General features: G+C 74.0%; 28 protein-coding genes. 10 read left to right on the top strand and 18 right to left on the bottom strand.

Annotated features, from left to right (window positions below; translation table 11 throughout):
* Positions 1-46 precede the first annotated feature (46 nt).
* A complete protein-coding gene (locus IE321_RS27810) occupies positions 47-1,381 on the bottom strand; it encodes an extracellular solute-binding protein (RefSeq protein WP_190224960.1) in 1,335 nt (444 codons plus the stop codon).
* Positions 1,366-2,595, bottom strand: a complete 1,230-nt coding sequence (locus IE321_RS27805; protein ID WP_190224959.1) for an aminotransferase class V-fold PLP-dependent enzyme — start codon at positions 2,593-2,595, stop codon at positions 1,366-1,368. Before IE321_RS27805 ends, IE321_RS27810 begins: the two co-directional genes overlap by 16 nt.
* Positions 2,596-2,988: 393 nt before the next feature.
* Between IE321_RS27805 and IE321_RS27800 the strand changes: the two genes are divergently transcribed.
* A complete protein-coding gene (locus tag IE321_RS27800; RefSeq protein WP_229916568.1) occupies positions 2,989-3,705 on the top strand; it encodes a flavodoxin family protein in 717 nt (238 codons plus the stop codon).
* Positions 3,706-3,871: 166 nt separating this feature from the next.
* On the top strand, positions 3,872-4,090 hold the full coding sequence (locus tag IE321_RS27795) for a hypothetical protein (protein ID WP_190224957.1): 219 nt from the start codon (positions 3,872-3,874) through the stop codon (positions 4,088-4,090).
* 14 nt (positions 4,091-4,104) lie between these two features.
* Here the strand turns inward: IE321_RS27795 and IE321_RS27790 are convergent, their stop codons facing one another.
* The 6 genes from IE321_RS27790 to IE321_RS27765 form a co-directional block, all read right to left on the bottom strand.
* A complete protein-coding gene (locus tag IE321_RS27790; protein WP_190224956.1) occupies positions 4,105-5,346 on the bottom strand; it encodes an MFS transporter in 1,242 nt (413 codons plus the stop codon).
* Positions 5,343-6,686: a GH1 family beta-glucosidase gene (locus tag IE321_RS27785; RefSeq protein WP_190224964.1), complete on the bottom strand. Its 1,344-nt coding sequence runs from the start codon at positions 6,684-6,686 to the stop codon at positions 5,343-5,345. Before IE321_RS27785 ends, IE321_RS27790 begins: the two co-directional genes overlap by 4 nt.
* 130 nt (positions 6,687-6,816) lie before the next feature.
* Positions 6,817-7,938: a hypothetical protein gene (locus IE321_RS27780; RefSeq protein WP_226652940.1), complete on the bottom strand. Its 1,122-nt coding sequence runs from the start codon at positions 7,936-7,938 to the stop codon at positions 6,817-6,819.
* A gap of 146 nt (positions 7,939-8,084) precedes the next feature.
* A complete protein-coding gene (locus IE321_RS27775; RefSeq protein WP_308076860.1) occupies positions 8,085-8,720 on the bottom strand; it encodes a hypothetical protein in 636 nt (211 codons plus the stop codon).
* A 24-nt stretch (positions 8,721-8,744) separates the two neighbouring features.
* The gene (locus tag IE321_RS27770) at positions 8,745-9,224 is read right to left on the bottom strand and encodes a DUF5709 domain-containing protein (RefSeq protein WP_063766135.1); all 480 of its coding nucleotides are present in this window, start codon (positions 9,222-9,224) and stop codon (positions 8,745-8,747) included.
* A 56-nt stretch (positions 9,225-9,280) separates the two neighbouring features.
* Positions 9,281-9,520: a DUF6480 family protein gene (locus IE321_RS27765; RefSeq protein ID WP_190224954.1), complete on the bottom strand. Its 240-nt coding sequence runs from the start codon at positions 9,518-9,520 to the stop codon at positions 9,281-9,283.
* Positions 9,521-9,865: 345 nt separating this feature from the next.
* Here IE321_RS27765 and IE321_RS27760 point away from each other — a divergent pair, with 345 nt between their 5' ends.
* The 3 genes from IE321_RS27760 to IE321_RS27750 all read left to right on the top strand — a co-directional run bounded on the left by IE321_RS27760 (position 9,866) and on the right by IE321_RS27750 (position 11,891).
* The gene (locus IE321_RS27760) at positions 9,866-10,984 is read left to right on the top strand and encodes a carboxylate-amine ligase (protein ID WP_190224953.1); all 1,119 of its coding nucleotides are present in this window, start codon (positions 9,866-9,868) and stop codon (positions 10,982-10,984) included.
* Between the two features lie 376 nt (positions 10,985-11,360).
* On the top strand, positions 11,361-11,531 hold the full coding sequence (locus tag IE321_RS27755; protein ID WP_190224952.1) for a hypothetical protein: 171 nt from the start codon (positions 11,361-11,363) through the stop codon (positions 11,529-11,531).
* A 99-nt stretch (positions 11,532-11,630) separates the two neighbouring features.
* Entirely contained in the window at positions 11,631-11,891 is a 261-nt protein-coding gene (locus tag IE321_RS27750; RefSeq protein ID WP_043228475.1) for a GlsB/YeaQ/YmgE family stress response membrane protein, read from the top strand.
* A gap of 80 nt (positions 11,892-11,971) precedes the next feature.
* Here the strand turns inward: IE321_RS27750 and IE321_RS27745 are convergent, their stop codons facing one another.
* From IE321_RS27745 to IE321_RS27710, 8 genes are all read right to left on the bottom strand, one after another.
* Entirely contained in the window at positions 11,972-12,394 is a 423-nt protein-coding gene (locus tag IE321_RS27745; protein WP_190224951.1) for a gas vesicle protein K, read from the bottom strand.
* Positions 12,391-12,600, bottom strand: a complete 210-nt coding sequence (locus IE321_RS27740; RefSeq protein ID WP_043228477.1) for a gas vesicle protein — start codon at positions 12,598-12,600, stop codon at positions 12,391-12,393. Before IE321_RS27740 ends, IE321_RS27745 begins: the two co-directional genes overlap by 4 nt.
* Positions 12,597-13,448, bottom strand: coding sequence for a GvpL/GvpF family gas vesicle protein (locus IE321_RS27735; protein WP_190224950.1), 852 nt, complete (start codon positions 13,446-13,448; stop codon positions 12,597-12,599). The genes IE321_RS27740 and IE321_RS27735 overlap by 4 nt, the downstream gene beginning before the upstream one ends.
* Positions 13,445-13,927 (bottom strand): gas vesicle protein, encoded by a 483-nt coding sequence (locus IE321_RS27730; protein WP_226652941.1) that lies wholly within the window; start codon positions 13,925-13,927, stop codon positions 13,445-13,447. The genes IE321_RS27735 and IE321_RS27730 overlap by 4 nt, the downstream gene beginning before the upstream one ends.
* A gap of 78 nt (positions 13,928-14,005) precedes the next feature.
* Positions 14,006-14,257, bottom strand: coding sequence for a gas vesicle protein GvpG (locus IE321_RS27725; RefSeq protein WP_190224949.1), 252 nt, complete (start codon positions 14,255-14,257; stop codon positions 14,006-14,008).
* An 8-nt stretch (positions 14,258-14,265) separates the two neighbouring features.
* Positions 14,266-14,976, bottom strand: a complete 711-nt coding sequence (locus IE321_RS27720) for a GvpL/GvpF family gas vesicle protein (RefSeq protein ID WP_190224948.1) — start codon at positions 14,974-14,976, stop codon at positions 14,266-14,268.
* Positions 14,977-14,979: 3 nt separating this feature from the next.
* The gene (locus tag IE321_RS27715) at positions 14,980-15,471 is read right to left on the bottom strand and encodes a gas vesicle structural protein GvpA (protein ID WP_190224947.1); all 492 of its coding nucleotides are present in this window, start codon (positions 15,469-15,471) and stop codon (positions 14,980-14,982) included.
* A 30-nt stretch (positions 15,472-15,501) separates the two neighbouring features.
* Positions 15,502-15,831, bottom strand: a complete 330-nt coding sequence (locus IE321_RS27710) for a gas vesicle protein GvpO (RefSeq protein WP_190224946.1) — start codon at positions 15,829-15,831, stop codon at positions 15,502-15,504.
* 229 nt (positions 15,832-16,060) lie between these two features.
* On the opposite strand from IE321_RS27710, the gene IE321_RS27705 reads away from it, so the two are divergent.
* Both IE321_RS27705 and IE321_RS27700 read left to right on the top strand, forming a co-directional pair.
* Complete coding sequence (locus IE321_RS27705) at positions 16,061-17,044, top strand: histone protein (protein ID WP_190224945.1); 984 nt, start codon at positions 16,061-16,063, stop codon at positions 17,042-17,044.
* A 3-nt stretch (positions 17,045-17,047) separates the two neighbouring features.
* Positions 17,048-18,109, top strand: coding sequence for an SRPBCC family protein (locus tag IE321_RS27700; protein WP_190224944.1), 1,062 nt, complete (start codon positions 17,048-17,050; stop codon positions 18,107-18,109).
* Positions 18,110-18,243: 134 nt separating this feature from the next.
* Here IE321_RS27700 and IE321_RS27695 read toward each other — a convergent pair whose 3' ends face one another.
* The gene (locus IE321_RS27695; protein WP_043228486.1) at positions 18,244-18,417 is read right to left on the bottom strand and encodes a CsbD family protein; all 174 of its coding nucleotides are present in this window, start codon (positions 18,415-18,417) and stop codon (positions 18,244-18,246) included.
* A gap of 111 nt (positions 18,418-18,528) precedes the next feature.
* On the bottom strand, positions 18,529-19,092 hold the full coding sequence (locus IE321_RS27690) for a dihydrofolate reductase family protein (RefSeq protein ID WP_190224943.1): 564 nt from the start codon (positions 19,090-19,092) through the stop codon (positions 18,529-18,531).
* A 305-nt stretch (positions 19,093-19,397) separates the two neighbouring features.
* Here IE321_RS27690 and IE321_RS27685 point away from each other — a divergent pair, with 305 nt between their 5' ends.
* The 3 genes from IE321_RS27685 to IE321_RS27675 all read left to right on the top strand — a co-directional run bounded on the left by IE321_RS27685 (position 19,398) and on the right by IE321_RS27675 (position 20,732).
* Complete coding sequence (locus IE321_RS27685; RefSeq protein ID WP_043228488.1) at positions 19,398-19,682, top strand: hypothetical protein; 285 nt, start codon at positions 19,398-19,400, stop codon at positions 19,680-19,682.
* Positions 19,679-19,951, top strand: a complete 273-nt coding sequence (locus IE321_RS27680) for a hypothetical protein (RefSeq protein WP_043228490.1) — start codon at positions 19,679-19,681, stop codon at positions 19,949-19,951. Before IE321_RS27685 ends, IE321_RS27680 begins: the two co-directional genes overlap by 4 nt.
* An 85-nt stretch (positions 19,952-20,036) precedes the next feature.
* The gene (locus IE321_RS27675; protein ID WP_190224942.1) at positions 20,037-20,732 is read left to right on the top strand and encodes a VanZ family protein; all 696 of its coding nucleotides are present in this window, start codon (positions 20,037-20,039) and stop codon (positions 20,730-20,732) included.
* The last annotated feature ends 4 nt before the right edge of the window (positions 20,733-20,736 follow it).

The raw sequence follows: 20,736 nt of genomic DNA, 5'->3' as shown, positions 1-20,736 counted from the left end.
GCGTCCCCGGGGACGCCGGTGGTCTCGGAAGGGGCGAGGGACATGGTCAGGCCGCCTGCTGCCGGCCGGTCTGCTGGGCGAGGCGCTCGGCCGCCGCCTTGAGCACGGCCGCCGGGTCGGCGCCCTTGAGCAGGACCTGGGTCTGCGCGTCGGCGGCGAGCTTGAGGGCCCGGCTGTAGTCGCCGGTGAAGTTGGTGGCGGCCGCTCCGGCGCCGAGCGAGTCCACGAAGGACCGCAGGACCCGCTGCCCGCCGTAGAAGGGGTGCGGGGCGCTGAACTTCGGGTCGTCGTAGGCCGCCTTGAGCGCGGGGAAGACACCGCCCGAGGCGAACATGCGGTTGATCTCGGCGGGCTTGGTGAGCGCGTACTCGACGAACCGCCAGGCGGCCTTGCGGCGGGGGCTGGTGGCGGAGACGGTCAGGTAGGTGGAGTTGACGATGGCGCTGCGGCCGCCGCCGGGGACGGCCGCGGGCGACGCCATGACCCTCCACTTCCCCTTCTGGGCGGGGAACTTGGTGGCCAGGTACTCGATGGCCCACGCCGGGTACGGGGCGGTGGCGAGCTTTCCCTGGCCGACCAGGCGCTTCCACGTGCCCTCGCCGGCGGTGTCGGCGACCAGGCCGGCGTCGTTGAGCCGCTTGATGACGGTGAGGGCCTGGACGGCCGCCGGGGACGCGAGGGTGATCCTGCCTTCGGCGTCGAAGTAGAAGGCGCCCTGGAGCAGCATCAGGCTCTGGAAGAAGTCCAGGTCCTGGGCGGTGCCGGGCTTGTCGAGCCCGAGCAGCTGGGCGCCGCCGGCGGCCCGGATCCTCGGCCCCGCCTCGATCAGGTCGTCCCAGCTGGTGAGCGAGGCGGGGTCGACGCCGGCCTTCTCGAAGTAGTCGTGGCGGTAGAAGAGGCCGAGCGGGTTCACCTCCCAGGGCAGCGCGCGGACGGCTCCGTCCTCTCCCAGTACGGTCGGCCACAGGCCCTGCGCGAAGGCGTCCTTGTACCGGTCGGCGCCGAGTCTGGACAGGTCGGCGAGGCCCTGGGGGAACTTCTGGAGGTAGCCGGGGAGGTAGTCGACCCCGATGTGCAGGACGTCGGCGAGGCCCTTGCCGCCGGAGGCGAGACCGACGGTGATCTTGTCCCAGATGGCCGGGTTGCCGAGGTCCTGGACGTCGACCGTGATCCCCGGGTTGTCCCGCTCGAAGGAGGGGACGACCCCGCGCAGCGCCTCGGCGGCGGTGGTCCAGCTCCAGACGGTGATCCGCCCGCTGTCGCCGTCGGCCCCCTTCTGGTCCCCGCCGGTCCCGCCGCCGCCACAGGCGGCGAGCCCGAGCCCGGCGGCGGAGGCGGTGGCGAGGTGGAGGATCTGACGACGGCTCAGGTGGTGGGACATGTCGGCTCCTGGGTGAGGGTGGTGGAGGAGGGAGACGTGGTGCGGGTGGGAGGGGTGCCGGAGGCGGGGTCGGGGGTCACGGGTTCCGGGGTCGCGGGGCCGGCCGTGGTCGTGCGCGCGCGGCCCGTGGGCCGGGCGAACGGCGCCAGCGCCTCGGCGAACAGGTCCGTCGCGGCGGCCGGGGTGGAGGCGTGCGGGGAGAGGCGGATCCACTCGCCGCGGCGGGTGGTGACGACGCCGGCGGCTTCGAGGGCCCGGTGCACGGCCGCCGGGTCGTGCCCGGGCAGCCGGAAGGTGCCGGTGCCGGCGGGCTCGGCGGGGCCGAGCCCGTTCAGCAGCACCTCGGACCCGGCGCGCTCGGCCCGGTCCAGCAGCTCGGCGAGGGCGGTGCGGATCCTGGCGCCGACGGCGGCGGGCCCGCCCTGGCCGGCGAGGTCGTCGAGGGCCGCGGCGAGGGCGGCGGAGGCCGGGAAGTCCGGGTTGGTGGCGAGGTGTGCGGCGGCGCCGGGCAGGGGTGGTGCCGGGTGCCGCTCCGCGAAGGGTTCGGCGACGCCGGCCCAGCCTCCGAGCCCGGGTGCCAGCCGCGCGGCGCACCGGTCGCGGATCAGCAGCAGGGCGGCGCCCCAGCCGGCCCGCAGCCACTTCTGGCCGCCGCTCACCAGGACGTCGGCGGCCTCGGCTTCGAGCGGTACGGCTCCGAGCCCCTGGATGGCGTCGACGATCAGCAGCCTGTGCGGCCCGAGGACCTCCTTGAGGGCGGCGAGGGGTGCGACGTGCCCGGTGAGGGAGTCGACGGCGCTGACGGTGAGGGCGACGACGTCGGGGGTGAGCCGGCGCCGCAGCGACTCGGGCGTGATGTGCCGCCCCTCGTCCGGCTCGACCAGCCGGACGTCCGGGCCGCCGCGCCCCTCGAAGCGCAGCCAGGGGTAGACGTTGGCGGGGAACTCGCCCCGGGGCACGAGCACGGTCCCCGGGCCCTGGAGGGCGGCGGCCACGGTGAAGAGGCCGTTGCTGGTCGACGGGGAGAGCGCGAGCTCGTGCGGCCGGGCGTCGAGCAGCCGGGCCGCGGACGCCCGGGCGGCGTCGCCGAGCGCGAACAGCCGGTCCAGGTCGGCGGGCGCCATCCGCGTGGCGAGCCCGTTCGCCCCGGCCAGCGCGCGGGCGGCCGGGCGGGACAGCGGGCCGACCCGCGCGTGGTCGAGGTAGCCGGGCATCGGTGCGCGAGATGCCGACGAATGAATTTGATCGTTCAAAATTGATCCCTCAAAGGACCAGGCATACAGTCTCCCCTGGATTTGAAGGTTCACATTAGAGAGGCGTGACGGCCCCGACAAGAGTTTCGACCGAGGGAACCGGCCGAAGTCGAGCTCCCCTCCCCACCCGAAGAATCGGCGCAAACCGCGTCTCGACCGGACAGAACCACCCCGCCGTCCACCCGGGGCGCCACGCCCGACCCGGCTCGCGTGCGCGCGCACAGCCCTGGCCGACGGACTCGCTCAGGCGACCGGCCCAGCTCCGCGAGCGCCCGGGGCCAGGGCCTGGTGAGCTGTACCGGAAAGTCTCCGGGGCCTTCCGTCCGGGCTCCGGAGCGTATGGAGGAGGATTCCGTGCCGGACCCGACGACGTCGTACTCCGACCTGCGCGCCCTGGTGATCAACTGCACCCTGAAACGTTCCCCGGAGCGCAGCCACACACAGGGGCTGATCGACATCAGCACCGGGATCATGCAGCGCCAGGGCGTACAGGTCGAGGAGATCAGGGCGGTGGACCTCGACCTCGCGACCGGCGTCTGGCCGGACATGACGGAGCACGGGTGGGAGACGGACGAGTGGCCGGTGGTCTACTCGCGGGTCATGGCCGCGGACATCCTCACCCTGGCGGGGCCCGTATGGCTGGGAGACAACTCCTCGGTCATGAAGAAGGTGATCGAGCGCCTGTACGCCTGCTCCTCGATCCTCAACGAGCACGGCCAGTACGCCTACTACGGTCGCGTGGGCGGCTGCCTGATCACCGGGAACGAGGACGGCGCCAAGCACTGCGCGATGAACGTCCTCTACAGCCTCCAGCACCTCGGGTACGTCATTCCGCCGCAGGCCGACGCGGGCTGGGTCGGCCCGGCCGGCCCGGGCCCGTCGTACCTCGACCCCGGTTCCGGCGGGCCGGAGAACGACTTCACGAACCGCAACACGACCTTCATGACCTGGAACCAGCTCCACCTGGCGAGGATGCTCAAGGACTCCGGCGGCATCCCCGCCCACGGGAACCAGCGCTCCGAGTGGGACGCCGGCTGCCGGTTCGACTTCGAGAACCCCGAGCACCGTTGAGTCCGGGCCGGGAACGGTCGGACCGGACGGGCGCCCTCGCCCCGACCGGCCGGAACCACCCGGGCGCACCGGCCTGACCGGCCCCCTGGACAAGATCGTTCCCGATCGGCACCCCGAGGCGATGCGGATCGGGAACAGGATCGGAATCCACGCGGTCAGATGCGCCGTGACGGTCGGCGCGCTCCTCCTGGCCCCGGTGCTCCTGGTCACCGGGGCCCCGCTGCGCCGTCGCCTGTGGCGACGCCACCAGGGCGAGCACGGCCGGGGGTTCGTCGCCAAGGAGGAGGGCCGGGTGAGCCCCGCGTACTTCGTCGTCACCAACGCGGTCTTCCGGACCCTGTGCGGGCCGTCGGAGTACGTCCTCCGGCGCCGCCGCCCCGTCTGACCGGACCGGCTCCGTCAGTCCACCGCCCTGATGCGCCGCACCAGCAGCGCGCCCAGGAGTCCCACGCCCGCCGCGACGAGGTAGAGGGCGCGGTAGCCGCCCAGGTGGTTGACGAGGGGGGCGGCCAGGGCGGGGGCGGCCACCTGGGGGAGGGAGTTGGCGATGTTGATGACGCCCAGGTCCTTGCCGCGGTCGGCGGCCTTGGGGAGGACGTCGGTCATGAGGGCGAAGTCGACCGAGGTGAAGACGCCGAAGCCGATGCCGAGCAGCGCCGCCGCGACGAGCGCGCCGGGCCAGGTCTGCCAGCCCGCGAGCAGGCCGGTCGCCAGCGCCATCAGGACCCCGGACCACAGGACGAAGGGCTTGCGGCGGCCCACCCGGTCCGACCAGATCCCGCCCAGCACGACGGTGGCGAGGAGGGTCACTCCGTTCACCGCCGTCAGGACGAGGACGCCGGTCTCCGGGTCCGGGTGCTGGAGCCGGTCGCGGAGGTAGTAGAAGAGGTAGAGCAGGACGAGCGCGTTGCCGAGGTTGATCAGGAAGCGGGTCAGCCAGGCCCAGGCCAGGTCGGGGTGGGCGCGGGGGCTGAGGCGGAACCCGGCCAGGAAGCCGCGCCAGGACCAGGCAGGCCGGTCGGCGGCGGCGAGCCGCAGGTCCCGGTGGCGCAGGACGTACGGCGCGACGCCGACCAGGGTGAAGACCGCGCAGGCCGCGTATCCGGCGCCCACTCCCCCGGCGGCCGTCGCAAGCCCGGTGCCGGCGACGACGCCGAGGATCTGCGCGGCCCCCAGCCAGCCGCCCACCGCGCCGCGCTGCGCGCGCGGCACCCGGTCCGGCACCGCCGCCGTCACGGCGGCGAACGCCGCGTTCAGCGTCAGCTGCACCAGGCACCAGCCCAGGAACAGGACCCAGACCGCGTCCGCCGCGCCGAGCAGCAGCAGGGACAGCGCCCCTCCCGCCGCCCCCGCGACGATCCACGGGGTGCGCCGCCCGTGGCGGGACGTGGTCCGGTCCGACAGCGCGCCGAAGAGCGGGTTGGCGGCCAGCGACACCACCGCCCCGACCCCGGTCACCCAGGCGAGCAGCGACTCCTTCGACAGGCCGGTGCCGGGCGCGAACAGCTCGGCCTGCCGTGCGAGCAGGATCTGCAGCGGCCCGTACCAGCCGACCCAGATCGCGCCGTTGGCCAGCGACAGCGCGGCCGTCCAGCCGCGCCCGACGCGCTCGGCGGGCTCCTCCAGGGCGAGGGCGGTCATGCCCGCTGCGCTCTCAGCGCGTCCCGCAGCCAGGCGTACGACGCCTTCGGGGTGCGCTTCTGGGTGGCGTAGTCGACGTGGACGAGACCGAAGCGCTTCGTGTAGCCCTCGGCCCATTCGAAGTTGTCCATCAGCGACCAGTGGAAGTAGCCGCGGACGTCGACCCCCGCCTCGATGGCGCGGTGCAGGGCCCGCAGGTGGCCGTCCAGGTAGGCGATGCGGGACTGGTCGTCGAGTCCTTCGTAGGCGCAGCCGTTCTCGGTGATGACCAGGGGCGGCAGCCGGTCTCCGTAGCGGTCGCGGAAGGAGGTGAGGAGTTCGGTGAACGCGTCGGGGACGACGGGCCAGCCGAAGTCCGTCACCGGGTACCCCTCGATCTCCCGCACGGAGAAGGGCAGTCCGGCGGGCAGGGTGAGTCCGGAGAACTCCACGTCCTCCGGGCCGGGCGCGCCCGCCTTGGTCGGCTGGTAGAAGTTGATCCCGTACCAGTCGAGCGTGGACTCGGAGATCACCTTCAGGTCGGCGTCCACGTCGTCGCCCGGCATGAGTTCGCCGAAGCCGTCCGGGTAGCGGCCGAGCAGCAGCGGATCGGCGAAGAGCCGGTTGAGGATGAGGTCGTAGAGGTCGGCGGCCCCGGTGTCGGCGTCGCTGTCGGAGGCGGGCCAGGTCGGGCCGTGCGAGTTGGCGATGCCGATGTCCGTGGCGCCGGCGGTGCGCAGCGCGCCCGCGGCGAGCCCGTGGGCGAGGAGCTGGTGGTGGGCGACGGGCAGCGCGTCGAACAGCAGCTTCCGGCCGGGGGCGTGGGCGCCCAGGGCGTGGCCGAGCAGGGTGTGTTCGGCGGGCTCGTTGAGGGTGATCCACTTCGTGACGCGGTCGCCGAGGCGTTCGGCGACGGTCGAGGCGTAGGCGGCGAAGCGGGCGGCCGTGTCCCGCTCCAGCCAGCCGCCCGCCTCCTCGATCTCCAGGGGCAGGTCCCAGTGGAAGAGGGTCGGCACCGGCCGCACGCCCTGCGCGCACAGCTCGTCGACCAGCCGGTCGTAGAAGTCGAGGCCGCCGGGCGCGAGCACCCGCGGCCAGGAGACGGAGAAGCGGTACGCGTCCACGCCCAGGTCGCGGACGAGCCCCACGTCCTCGCGGTAGCGGGCCACGTGGTCGCAGGCCACGTCGGCGGTCGAGCCGTCCCTGATCCGGCCGGGCCCGGCGCCGAAGGCGTCCCACACCGAGGGGCGGCGTCCGGCGACGTCGCCCTCGATCTGGTGGGCGGAGGTGGAGACGCCCCAGAGGAAGCCGGGCGGGAAGGTCGGGAGCGGGTCCGTGGTAGCTGCCATGGCCGCGATCATCGGTACCGGCCAGTAGGAAGTCAACACCCTGGTCACAGAGGTGAATTGTCTCCGGAATTCCTCATGTTGCGGCCCGCGGGGAGCGCTCTCGGAGCGGCGGGCGGACGGCCGGCGTCCGCCCGCCGGCGGGCTACGAACGGGTCGCGGTGGCGCAGCCGTTCACCGGCTCCGTCGTCCCGTCCCCCGGGTCGAGCGGCTCGGTCCGGTCGTACGGGTCGACCCGGTGGGACGGGTCGGTGGACCGGTCGTCGGCGGCGGCGCCGAAGGGCGGGACGAAGTAGCCGGTGGGCTCGTCGCAGCCGCCGTTGGTCAGGTCGAGCGCGTACGACACGAGGGACATCGTGCCGGGTTTCGTGATGACCTTCTCGGGGTCGTCCCAGTTCATGACGATCTGGCGCCGCACGATGGTGCGGATGACCTCGGCGTCGGCGCCGTCACCCGCGGCCGGGGTGACGGGGTAGACGAAGGTGACGTCCGCCGTCACCTCGACCGCGCCCCGCTTCCCCTCGCGGTACGTGAGCCGGCCGCGGGTCCTGACCACGTCGCCGACCAGCCGGGCCTGCTCCGGCCGGAAGCGGCTGAACAGGAGGAGCGGGTCGGTGTCCGGCGTGGGCGCCCCGGAGAGGGCGGTGCGGAGGTAGTCCTGGACGTCCCGCTGGTGCGGGTTCAGGAGCGCGATCGCCTCGGTGGGCCGCTCGCCGCGCAGCACGGCGGTGTCGAGCCCGGCGGCCACCAGGAAGTCCCGGCTCTGCCGGAGCGCCCGCGCGACCTGGGCCGCGTCCATCCAGCCGGTCGCCTTGGCGTCCGGCACCGTGATCCCGGCCGCCCCGTCGGCCCACCGGGCGGCGGGTGAGCCGCGGAAGGGCTCGGCGAGGGTCCCCCGCAGCGCGGTCTCGTCCCCCGGCGCCTCGGAGGGGCGCGCCGTCTCGGCGGCCAGTGGCGGCGCGTCCGCTCCGCCGTCGCCGAACCAGCCGAGCAGCCGCTGCGGGAAGAGCGCCACGGCCAGCAGCGCCACGGCCGCCACAAGCCCGGCCGCGTACCGGCCCGTCCGGCGCCGGGGCCGCTCGGGCGGGGTGTACGTGCGCCACCCCTCGGGCCGTGCGGGCCCGGCCCGCAGCCGTCCCTCCGCCTCCCGGTCCCGCGCCGACGGCTCGACCGGCGCCCCGGCCGTACCCGCCTCCGCGTCCCGCAGGAACCGCTCCCACTCCTCGTCCGACACGGACGAGCCGTCCTGTCCCCCGGCCCTGCTCACACGCGCTCCCGCTCTCTCCCGCACCGTCGTCGGTGCCTCGACGGCATGATCGCATGCGTGTACGACACCCCTGACCGCCCGGCGATCCGCCCGCCGTGAGCGCGGCGGGCCCGTCGGACGCCCTGTCAGGTCGCGGCGCCGGACGCTCACATGGCGTGCGGGGACCCCGTGGGCGCGGGGACGTCCAGGGCGCGGGCGAGCGCGGCGACGACGGGGTCCACGTCATGGTCCGGCAGGTGGGCGGACGCCCATCCGGACGCCAGGACGAGGAAGGCGGCGAGGTCGCGCTCCACGCCCGCGAGCATCCCCGGCAGGGCACGCGCGGGCAGGGTGATCACGGGGCTGTCGGGCCGCTCGACGTCCACGGTGAGGCGGAGGACGTCCCCCAGGCGTTCGGCCGCCGGTGACACCGGTTCGTGGCCGAAGCCGAGACGCCCGTCGCCGTCGACGAGCCGGTACCAGTCGCGCCAGTCCTCCAGGCCGTCGCAGCAACCGGGGGCGAAGTCGACGCCCGCGGCCCGGTCGGTGACCCGCAGGCCCCCGGCCGCGAAGGGGGTGTCGAAGGTCAGCAGCCCGTGCAGGAAGGTGCCGGTCGCGCCGTGCCGCGGCCGCTCGTCGCCCTCCACCGCCAGGTCGTTGCAGGCGGCGAGCGCCATCACGGCCGTCCCGACCCCGGCGGGCGACAGTCCGCCGTCCAGGGCGAGGAATCCGGACGCTCCGGCCTCCGTCACCGGCCACAGGGCGAAGCCGTCGGGTGCGGCGACCTCCAGGACGGGCTGCATCACGATCACCCTGCGAAGTCTCCCTCATTCCTCCGCCCGCTCCGACGGCGGCCGCTCCGTCTCCCGTCGTTCCTCCGCGCCGTCCACCGCCGTGTCCACGTGCATCGCCGCCTCCTCGGCCGGGGCGGTGCCGTCGTCGGGGCCGACGTCGCGGGCGACCGCGCGGTCGATGTGACCCGAGCGGGCCGGGAAGGGGGCCAGACGGCCGGCCCGGGTGGCTCCGGCCTCGTCGTCGACCGGCTCCCCGGCTCCGCCCGGCAGGTCTCCGATGCCGTCGCCCGGGGGCGCCGGCTCCTCCGGCACCTCCTGGCGGAGCCGGTCGTCGAGCGGTTCGCCCTCCCGCTGCTCCCGGCGCGTGGTGCCGTGCCGGGTGACGCCCCGGGGGCGCTCGGGGGGTGAGTAGCCGGGGGCGGCCAGGTCGTCGACGGGGTCCGTCTCCATCGCGTTCTCCGGATCGAACTCCTCGCGCGGGTCGGGCTCGGGGGGCTGGGCCGCGGGGACCATGACCGGCTCCGTTCGTCGTGGGGCGGGAGGGGGTGCGGGAGGGCGGGGCGGGGCGCTCAGCCGGTCGCGAGAACGATCGCGTACACGAGGAAGAAGAGGGCGAACGCCACGACCAGCAGGCCGACGATCAGGAGGGGGCCCGCCGCCCAGCCCCGCCGGAGCGGACGGTACGGCCCGGTCCCGGTGCCGGACTCGGCCGGCGGTGTCTCTCCCGGGGGGACCCCGCCGACGGCTCCGGGGGTGGGGTCCCCGGGGGTGACGCGGGGTGCCGGGTCGGGATTGCTCGGTGTGGTCATGGTGTCCATCTCCCTCGGGGGCGGAGCCGTGGGATCCCCGCGGGGCCGGCCGGCGACGGTGCGCGGGCCCTCGTCGCTCGTCGGCGCCGGGGAGGTCGAGGGGCTGCCCGATGCGTCCTCGCGGGCCTCCTCGGTCCTGTGGTCGTCTCGCAGCAGGACGATCCCGTCCCTCACCCGCCCCTTCCGTCGCGGCCCGCCGCCCACGGCCGTCCCGGGGCGGTCCGCGCCGCGTCCGCAGCACGTCTGCCCCGTGGACGGCGTTCGAACCGGGCCGCGTCTCCCCGGGCCGTCCGGCATGACGGCGCCGGGGTCGGGTAGTCGCGGCGCGAGGCGAGGAGCCGCGAGATGAAGATCCTGACGCTGGGTGTCGAGGAAGAGTTCGTGCTGGTGGACCGTCTGACGCGGGCGCCCGTCAACCGCGCGCCGCAGGTCATCCGCCGGGCCGCCCGGCAGCTCGGCGGGCAGGTGCAGACCGAGTTCTTCAACGCGCAGGTCGAGGTCTGCACCGAGGCCACGGCCTGCCGGGAGCAGCTGCGCGCCGAACTCTCGTGGCTGCGTTCCGTCGTGGTGGCGGCCGCCCGGGAGGCGCACTGCATGCCGGTGGCGTGCGGCACTCCCGCGCTGCCGCCGGGCGAGCCGCTCACGGTGACGGACACCGCGCGCTACCGCCTGATGGCGCGCCGCTTCCGTCCCCTGGTCACGCGGGACGACGGGATCGCCCGCGACGACGGGCTGGTGTGCGGCTGTCACATCCACCTCGGGTCCCTGGACCGCCGGCGGGCGCTCGCCCTGGCCCTGCACATGCGGCCGTGGCTCCCCGTCCTCCAGGCGCTCGCCGGGAACTCCCCCTACGCGCAACGGCTCGACACCGGCCACGACAGCTGGCGGGCCGTCGAGCACGCGCGGTGGCCGACGGTGGGCCCCACCCCCGTCCTCACCGAGCCGCAGTACCTCGCCCACGTCGCACGGCTGGTCGGGGACGGGCCGCTGCTCGACGACCGGATGGTGTACTGGCACGCCCGGCCGTCCGAGCACGTGCCGACGCTGGAGATCCGGGTGGCGGACGCCAACGCGCGGCTCGACACGGTGGTGTTGCTCGCGCTCCTGGCGCGCGGCCTCGCGGCCGTCCTCCTGGACCGGGTCGACGCCTCGGTCCCTCCGCCGGAGGTGCCGGGCGGGAGCCTCGCGCGCGCCCACCGGCTCGCCGCCGCGCAGGGCCTCGCGGGGACCGGGCTCGATCCGGCGGACGGCCGGGCGCGGCCGGCGGTGGAACTGCTGGACGAGCTGATCGGCTTCGCCCGTCCGGGGCTCGACGCCTCGGGCGACACCTCCTGGGTGGACGAGCAGTGGCGGCGGATCCGTGTGGACGGCGGCGGCGCGACCCGGCAGCGGGCCGTGTTCCACCGGCGCGGCCGCCTGACGGACGTGGTCGACGAGCTGGCCGCCGCGACGGCGACGCCCTGACGGCGCCGGGACCGGGAGCCGCTCCCGGCCTTCCCTTCCTCCCGATTCCTCGCGAGGGGTGACGCGCGTGAAGTTCCGCTCGAAGTCTCATGGGTTCCGGTGGGGCAGGCGCCGGGGGCTCGCCCGCTGGACTCCGAAGGCGGTCGCGCGCAGGGTGTCCGCGCGCATGGCGAAGCTCTGCTTCCGGATGCTGCTCTGGGGGTTCCGCAAGGGGTTCCGCTCGGTGTGCGTGGCCCTGCTGCCGAAGGTGGTCCGGCGCCTGGTGTAGCCGCTCGCTTCCATTCCCCGGGAATCCGTTCCCGGGGAATGGAAGCGAGCGGCACGGGTACCCGCAGGGCACGCCGCACAAGGCGCCGGCGCCGTCGGGAGGTACGTCATGAGTGGCACCGAGAAGGCGAAGGCCCGGATGGAACAGATCGCCGGGAAGGCCGTGCGGAAGTCCGCTCATGCGCTCGGCAAGGAGGGCCTGGCGGCCAAGGGGGCAGCACTGGAGACCCGGGGCAAGGCCCGGGAGGTGAAGGAGAAGGCGAAGGACGGGCTCGGCTGAGGCGGGGCCGGGACACGCCCCGGCCCCCTGCACTCCGCACCCGCATTCCCCGGGGCCGCGCGTCGGTTCGGCTCCGGTCCGACGGAACAGGGAAGGATCATGGGCATACTCGCTTGGATCCTGCTCGGGCTGCTCGCGGGCATCATCGCCAAGATGGTGATGCCGGGGAAGGACCCGGGTGGAATCATCGTCACCACACTCATCGGCATCGCGGGCGGTCTCCTCGGCGGCTGGCTCGGCAAGGTGCTCTTCGACGTCGACTCGGTCGACGGGTTCTTCGAACTCTCCACCTGGGTCGCCGCGATCGTCGGCTCCCTCATCCTCCTCGCCGCCTACCGGCTCTTCGCACGCAGGAAGTAGCGCCCGCGCCGGCGGGCGCGCACCGGACGGCTCCGCCCTCCCGGGGAGGGCGGAGCCGTCCGCCGTGCGGCGGCCCGCGCTCAGGGCGCCGGGGGGAGCAGCGGGCCGAGGGGGCCGAGGTCGAGGTTGAGGTCCTCCAGCGTGTAGCCGTGCTCCGCGCAGAGTTCGGTCATGCGGTCGTGCAGGGCGAGGAGGGTGGCGCCGAGTTCCTCCTCCTGTTCGTCGGTGAGTTCGCCGGAGTCGACGCGGCGCAGGGCCTGCCGTTCGATGAGCTGGCGGAGGAGTTCGACGAGGGTGAGGACGAGTTTGAGGAGGTCCTCGCCGACGGTCTCGGGGTCGGTTTTGAGGCGGGGCGCGGGCGGCGGGGTCTCGCCGGGGGCCGGGGGCGGCGCCTGGAGGAGCCGGAAGGCGCGGACGAGGGGGTCGCCGGGAGCACCGGACCCGGGGGACGGTTCGGGGAGGGGGCCTTTGGGGCGGTCGCGGCGGCCGCGGTCGGTGTTCATGGCCGGCCGTCCCGGGGCAGAGGGGCTCCGGATCCGTCCACGGAGGTGATGAGGGCGCGCAGGGAGATCCGTACGAGGTCGATGTCGGCGATCGACAGGACGAGGTCTCCGGTGATCACGACGCCGCCGGCCAGGAGCCGGTCGAGCAGGTCGACGAGGGCGACCTGCCTGCCGGGCAGGGGCGAGTCTCGTTCGGGGAGGGTCATGGGCGCGGTCCGGGAGGGTCGGCGGTCCCGGTGGGTGCGGGCGGGGCCGGGAGCGTGGCGAAGGAGTAGGGGGCCCAGGGGCCGGTGACCTCGACGCGCACGCCGGGCAGGTCCCGGCCGACCTCCCGGACGGCGACGCGGAAGGCGTCGGCCTGGTCGTCGGCGACGAGACAGGCGTCGTTGAGGACGTTCTCGCCGGCCCCGCCGTCGCTGAGGGGGCCGGTCTGGACGGGGTGCCGTACGACGTGGGCGGCGTACCGGGCCGCCACCGCCGCGATGCGCTCGGCCGCGACGCCGGCCTGCCGGTAGCGGTCCTCGCGGGCGTGGTGCTGGGCCCGGCGGGCCTGGAGGTACGCCTTTCCCGGGCTGCGGGGCGCGGTGCCCGCGGCGTCGTCGGCGCCCGGACCGGGGGTGCCCGGGTCCGGGGTGACGTAGGCCTTCACGCCGTACTCCGTGTGGTGGGCGAGGAGGGCGAGCCGTTCGGCGAGGGCCGGGCGCTGTTCCCGCAGGGCGGCGAGGGCGCGGTCGTCGTCCCGGTAGAGGGTGGCCATCCGCAGGGGCAGCACGGTCGTGTGCGCGGTGAGCGCCTCGATGACGCGGTGGTGGGCCCGGGCGGTCCCCTCCAGCCAGTCGAGGTCCTCGAAGCGCGCGCGCAGCGCCTCCTCGCTCCAGCGGTCCGCGGGGACCCGGCTGGTGAGGAAGGCGGGTGCGCCGGGTGCGGCGTCGTGGGGGGCCAGGAAGGCGACCGGGGCGTCCTCGACGCCGTGGAGGCCGCGCAGCACGGCGTCGAGCCGGGGCGCCGGGACGGCCGCGGCGTAGACGTAGGTGAGGGCCGGCTCGTCGTTCACGGCGCGGGCCTCCGCCTCGGGGTCCGCTCCGCGGCGCGCTCCCTGCCGTCGCCGCCCCGGGCGCTCCCGGCGCTCTCGTCGTCCCCGGCGCTCTCGTCGTCCCCGGCGCTCTCGTCGCCTTCCGGTGGGGCGGCGCCGAGCCGTTCGCGGCGCAGGGCCTCCACCTCGGCGCGCAGGCGGCGGTTCTCCTCTTGGAGCGGGTCGCCGCTGTGCCGGGAGGAGAGCGACGGATCGTGCTCCCACCAGTCGATGCCCATCTCCTTGGCCTTGTCGACGGAGGCGATGAGGATCCGCAGTTTGATGGTCAGGAGCTCGATGTCGAGCAGGTTGATGCGGATGTCGCCGGCGATCACGATGCCCTTGTCGAGGACGCGTTCGAGGATGTCGGCGAGGCTGGCCGAGGAGGAGGACGGCGGGTATCCCATCGGCGTGCCCCGTGACGGCAGGGGGCCGAGCCGTTCGGCGAGCGGATCGGTCACGGTACTCGTCCTCCTTCGGTCGCGCTTCGGTCGCGCTCCTCGTCGCGTGTCGGCCGCCACGGCCCCTGCGGAACCGCCTCAGCCACCGCGGCCCTGGCGGAATCTGCTGATCTCGTCGAGGCGGTCGAGGAGGGCGTCCTCCTCCCGCTCGAAGGCGGCCTCGTCGATCTCCCCCCGTTCGAGCCGGTGCTCCAGTTCGGCCAGGGCCGCGTAGACGGGAGCGGGGTCGTAGTACTGGGCTTCGGCGTTGTCCAGGACGCGCTCCGCCACCCAGGTCACCATCCGTACCGGCGCCAGCGGCGCGGTCAGCAGGCCGGTCAGCAGCCCCATGGCTCCTCCTACACGAAGCTGTAGGGCGGCAGCGGCCCGTTGAAGCGGAACGTGACGGTCGTGGACTGCTCGGCGAGATCGCTCTCGGCCCGCAGGAAGGGCTCCTCGTCGTCCTCGTGCACCAGGAGGGAGAGATTGAGGAGGTCGCCGTCGGCCGGTGCGCGCACGTTGTGGTCCCGGGCGAAGGGGAGCAGCGTCCGGATCAGGTCGGCGGCGAGGCCCTCCTGCCGCGCGCCCACCTCGGTGGCGACGAGCTCCCCGAGCTCCAGCGGCAGCCGGGGGTCGGCGTCGCCCGCGCGGATCCGGTCGTTGAGCTCCCGCGCCCGCGGGGACTCCTGGAGGATCTCCCGCAGGAGGGCGTCCTCCTCCTGGGCCGCCCTGACGTGGTACTCCGCGCAGCCGCGGACCCGCTCCAGGGCCTCCAGATAGGCGTCGGCCCGCTCTTCGAGCACCGCCGCGACCGCCTGGTCGTCGGGGGCCACGTAGCCGAACTGCAGGGGAAGGATCGTTCCCTCGGCCATGAGGCGGTCCTGGACCTGCTGGTGGGCGGTCAGGTCCCGGCGCCGGGGCCGTATCTCCTCGTCGACGTCGGAGACCACCGCCCGCAGGGGCCCGGCGCTCACCTGACGCAGGGGCGAGGGTTCCGCTCCCACGCCCGTCAGCCCCTCCGTACGGCCCGGGTGGGTGGCGGCGGTGATGGTGTACACGTAGAGGGGCATCGTCTACTCGCTCTCCCGGGAGGCGGCGCGGCGCGGGGTGCGGCGGGCCGGCCGGCGGCGGCGCGGCGCCTCTTCCGGCTCTTCCTCGGTCTCCGCCTCTTCCGGTTCCTCCTCCTCCGGCTCCTCGTCGTCGGATCCGCCGGTGAGGGACTGCTTCACCGCCTCCACCACACCGCCGACGGCGCCCTTCGACTTGCCCCGGGCTCCGCTCTCGACCGCGTTGCCGACGACGTCGGTGAGCTGGGTGGGGGCCTTGCGGCCGGCTTCCAGGTCGAGGCGGTTGCACGCCTCCGCGAAGCGCAGGTACGTGTCGACGCTGGCGACGACGATCCGCGCGTCGATCTTCAGGATCTCGATGCCGACCAGCGAGACCCGGACGAACACGTCGATCACGAGTCCGCGGTCCAGGATCAGTTCGAGGACGTCGTAGAGGTTGCCCGACCCCGCGCCCTGCCTTCTGCTGATGTCGGCTCCGCCCTGTGGCGCCACAGTCATGGCCGCCTCCCTTGCCGGGGGCCGGCCCTGTCAGGTCGGCCGGTCGATCGCGCCCCGGCTGTACCGCCGGGTCCGCTCGTAGGAGATGAGGTCGCCCTGTTCGTCGAGCGTGACCTTGTAGCTGGCGAGGATGCTCGTGGTCTCCGGAATCCGTTCCAGTTCGAGCACCTCGACCTGCGCCTCCCAGCCGTCCTCGGTCGGCCGGACGGACGACACCGACTCCGGGGGGCGGCCGAGCAGCTGAGACAGCTGCTCGACGGCCGAGCGCATGACCGCGGCCACACCGTCCGCCCTTCGGGCCTTCCGGCCTCCCCCCTCGGAGGGGCGAGGTCGGCGGCGAGCCGGCTCTGCTGACGCCATGGGCACTCTCCTCGCAGGCTGACACATGAGCCTGCCCACCCGGATCGACAGAAAACACCAGGAATGCCATCGTAAGAGATTTTCCAGACATTCCAGGCATGTCTGGCACTGGAGGGAGCAGTGCCAGTAGTAACCGTGCGAGCGGTGTCGTCCCGTCGTCCACCCCGGCGTGACCACGCGGGCACCGGGGGTGGCGCGACGCGCACGTATCTGGCGAAGGGAAAGGCTCATGCAGGACACGACCAAGATCGCCCTGGCGGCCGCGGTCGCCGGGGGCTACGTACTGGGACGGGTGAAGAAGGGCCGTCTGGCCTTCACCCTGATCACCTACGTCGCCGGCCACCGCCTCGGCCTCGACCCGAAGGAACTCGCGACCCAGGGCCTGAAGAAACTGAGTGAGATGCCCCAGGTCGCCGAACTCGGCGAGCAGATCCGGGGCGAAGCCCTGGACGCCGGACGCAAGGCGCTCGTGGCCACCGCGAACCGCCGCATGGCCGGACTGGCGGACTCACTGCGCGAGCGGACGCTCGCCTTGGAGCAGGCGAACGACAGGGACGCCGCCGAGGAGCCCGAGGACGAGACCGAAGAGGACGAGGGCTACGACGAGGAACCCGCGGACGAGGAGGAGCCCTACCCGGACGTCGAGGAGGAGGACGAGGAGGAAGAGGAGGGCGAGCCCGAAGAGGAACTGGAAGAGGAGGAGCCCGAGGAAGAGGAAGAAGAGGAGGAAGAGGAGGAGGAAGAAGAAGAACCTCCCGCTTCCCGACGGCCCGCACGCACGTCCAAGAGGGCCCCCGCGAAGAAGGCACCCGCCAAGAGGACCGCCCCGGCCAAGAAGGCGGCGCCCGCCGGCGGAGGCCGGAAGGCACCGGCCGGGAAGTCCGAGGCCCGGAAGACCCCGGCACGGAAGACGACGGCGGGGAAGACCCCGGCACGCAAGCCCCCGGCGCGGAAGACGGCGGCGAGCACGTCGACGGCGAAGCCGAAGAAGACGGCGACGAAGTCCGCGGCCAAGCCCCCGGCGAAGAAGACCGCGGCGAAGAGGACGACGGCCGGGAAGGCGGCACCGAAGAAGGCGGCCGCGAAGAAGACGGCGCCGCCCAGGAAGGCGGCCGCGAAGAAGAGCACGGCACGCGCGCCGGCGTCCAAGTCCACGGCCAAGAAGTCCGCGGCCGCCACCACGGCCCGCCGCAAGCCGACGACCCGGAGGTGAATCATGGCCAGCAAGCAAGGCACCGACGACACCCGGTCGGGTTTCGACCGCCTGATGGAGGAAATGGGCGGCTATCTGAGCGCCCAGGCCGGCCAGTTGGCCGACAAGGCCGTGGACAAGGTCGGCGACCTGACCGACGGCCTGTACGACGTGGCGGAGAACGGCGGCAGCCTCGCGAACCTCGGCGGCCGCCTGGTCCAGGGCGATTCCCCGGTGAAGGCGGTGCTCGGCCAGACCTTCGACGGACTGAAGGACAAGGTCAAGGACGTGGGCTCCGGCCTCCTCGGCGGCAAGGGCAAGGGGAAGGGCCGGAAGTCCGGCGGGAAGTCCATGTGCATCGTCGAGACCATCGACGTCGGGGTGCCGCTGCGCACGGCGTACGACCACTGGACGCAGTACGAGGACTTCAGCGGCTTCGCCAAGGGAGTGCGCAGCGTCTCGCGGAACGACGACACGACCTCCGACTGGAAGGTCAAGGTCGGCCCCTCGACCAGGAGTTGGAAGGCCAGCGTCCAGGAGCAGATACCGGACGACAGGATCGTGTGGAGCTCCGAGGGAGCCAAGGGCACCACGCGCGGCTGCGTCAGCTTCCATGAGCTCGCGCCGTCCCTGACCCGGATCCTGCTGGTCGTGGAGTACTACCCCTCGGGCCTCTTCGAGAAGACCGGCAACATCTGGCGGGCCCAGGGCCGGCGCATGCGCCTGGACCTGAAGCACTTCGACCGCTTCGTCACCCTCTCCAACGAGGAACCCGATGGCTGGCGCGGCCGGATCGAGGACGGCGAGGTCGTCGTCACCCACGAGGAGGCCGTCGAGGAGGAAGAAGCCGAGGAGGAAGCGCCGGAGGAAGAGGAAGGCGAGGAGGCGGGCGAGGAGGACGAGGAAGGGGCGGACGACCTGGAGGACGTCGAGGAGGACGACGAACAGGCGGACGCCGACGAGGACCCGGACGCCGACGAGTACGAGGACGCCGCCTACGAGGACGAGGAGGAAGCGGAGGAGCCGTACGAGGAGGAGGACGAGGAGGAGGACGAGGAGCCCCGGCTCGCCCGCTCCCGCCGCTGACACCCCCGCTCCCGCACCCTGTGGCCGCGCTCCCCGCGCGGCCGCGGGCCGACCGCGCCGTCACGGGGCGGAGGCCCCACCGGCAGGGTGAAGGCCGGCGGCTGGCGCCGCCGGCCTTCACCCTGTGCGTGCGATCAGTGCTTGAGGGTGTCCTTCGCCTTCCGGGCGGTCATCTTGGCATCACCGGCGGCCTGCTCCGCGCGCCCCTTCATTTCGAGGCTCTCGTTGCCGACGGTCTTACCGGTGACCTCCTTCACCTTTCCCTTGGCGGTCTTGCCCATGTCCTTGGCCTTTTTCCCAGCAGCCATTCCGGCCACCTCCCAATGGGGTCCTGACCCGCCGCTACCCCGACAGCCCGGAACAACGCGCCCGCACCCGGATTACCTCGGCCGGCCGCTCCCGCCGCACGGGGGCGGGGGTCAGCGGACCACCCGGTAGTGGAGGTGGACGACGTTCGAGGCGAAGGTGCGGGATCCGACGAGTTCGAGGTCCACGCGGCGCTCGCCGGCGGGGAAGAAGGGGATGCCGCCGCCGACCAGGACGGGGTAGACCCGGATCCGGTACGCGTCGATGAGTCCCGCCGCGGCCGCCTCGGCGGCGAGGTGCGCGCCGCCGATCGCGATCTCGCCCTCCCCCGGCTCGGCCCGCAGCCGCTCGATCTCCTCCGCCAGGCTCCCGGTGGCCAGCCGGTGGTGGGGGCGCACCTCCGACAGCGTCGTGGAGAACACGACCTTCGGAAGCCGGTTCCACAGCACCGCCCACTCCCGCCTGGAGTCGTCCAGCGTCGGGTCCCGCTCGGCGGTCTCCCAGTACAGCATCGTCTCGTAGAGCCGCCGGCCCAGCAGGAAGGCGTCCATCCCGCGCAGCTCCTCGGTGACGAGGCGGAACACCTCGTCGTCCGGTGGCGCCCAGTCCAGGCCGCCGTCCGGCCCCACGATGTAGCCGTCGAGCGAAACGCCCATCCAGTAGGTCACGCTGCGCATCAGAGATCCACCTCGGTCACGGGTCCGACAGCCGTTCCACACTCCCGGCGCCCCATTCTTCCGCCGCGCCGCCCCCGGCGTCTCGACGACGCGCCCTCCGGCGGTCCGTCGCGGCGACCGGGCAGCCGAGCCACAGGTCCGCCGGCCCTGCCTCGACCGGCCCCTCCGGGGGCGGATCCGTCGGCGGGGAGTCGTGGACCTCCCCCACCTCCGGAGCGCGATCCCCCGCGGTGGCTCCGTGCTGGTCTACCGTGGGAGACCTGACGCCCGCTCAGCAGGGCGTGTCCGAGCGGAAGGAGACCGTCGTGGGTGCCGTGTCCCGGCCGGGCGAGCCCGGCATTCCCCGAACCGCCAACGCGATCGCGGCCGCGCTCGCACCGGGGCGCAAGGGGCCGTTCCTGGAGGAGCTGCTCGGCGCCGAGGCGGGGGACGCGCAGCTGGCCGTGATGGACCGGTGGCACCTGCGGGCGGTCGCCGACAGCCGGCGCACCGACGCGGACCGCGCGCAGGCGGGGGTGTTGCGGAGCGGTCAGGGCGGCGGGGCGCGGCCGCTCGACGACGTGCTCGCCGCGCTGAGCGGGGCCTCGTGAGCCACGGCCTGAGCGAGCAGGCCGCCGCGGTCCTGTCGGCGATGTCGGCCGAGGCGCCCGCGGTCTTCGCCGCGACCATCGAGACCCTGACCGCCATCACGGCCGCGCACGAGCGGGGCACCGTACCGGCCGGGGCGAGCACCGTCGACCAGTGGGGCGACGTGTACGACCTCGACGTCCCCGGCCGTCCCGTGCTCGTGGAGTGGTTCGCGGGGGACGCGGAGACGGTGACGTTCACCCGCATCACCTGGCTGGAAGCCGGTCCGTAGGGGGCCCGCGGGCTCGGCGCGCGTATCGCGGGCGTATCGAAAAGCGCATACGCCCCCGCAACCGCCCGCCGCGTTCAATGGGGGCATGCGCACCGACACGTCCCCGCGGACGCCCCCGCCGGCCCGCCCCCCGCTCCTCCGGATCGTGCTCCTCGGGCTCGCCGCCCTCGCTCTGGCGGCCGGGCTGTTCGTCCTGCGGGGCCCGCTGTTGATGGCGGCCCCGGCGTGCGCGTCCGGGCGGTGGCAGGGGTGCTTCGGGACGTTCAACGGCGTGGTGCTGATGACGCTGGTCACGCTGCCGCTCGCCGTGCTGGTGGCGTGGGCGGTGGCCCTGCGGCGGCGCCGGGCCGGCGTCGCGGGGGCGTGGCGGCTGTCGCTGGCCGAGGTGGGCATGGTGCACGGGACGCTGCCGTTCCTGTGGATGACGATGATGCCGGGCGGCGGGGCCGGTGTCGTACCGCCCCGGGTGAGCCTGGTGCCGCTGCGGGACCTCGTCGTGATGGGGTCCCTCGGCATCGTCGGCAACCTGCTGGTCTTCGCCGCGCTCGGCTTCTTCGCGCCCGTGCGGTGGGCGGCGGTGGCGTCCCCGGCGCGGATCCTGGCGCTCGGCGCGGGCTGCTCGGTGCTGGTGGAGACCGCGCAGTACGTCCTGCGGCTGGACCGGGTGTCGTCGGTGGACGACGTCCTGGTCAACGCCACCGGAGCCGTCCTGGCCGGACTGGCGTCGCGCCGCTGGTGGCGGACGCGTGCCACCCCGCCCGCGACGCACCGCGTTGCTTAGGCTT

The organism is Streptomyces hydrogenans, from assembly GCF_014656075.1.
GTDB lineage: Bacteria > Actinomycetota > Actinomycetes > Streptomycetales > Streptomycetaceae > Streptomyces > Streptomyces hydrogenans.
Note: the sequence above shows the minus strand (reverse complement) of the source record. Positions and strands in the feature narration are given on the sequence as shown.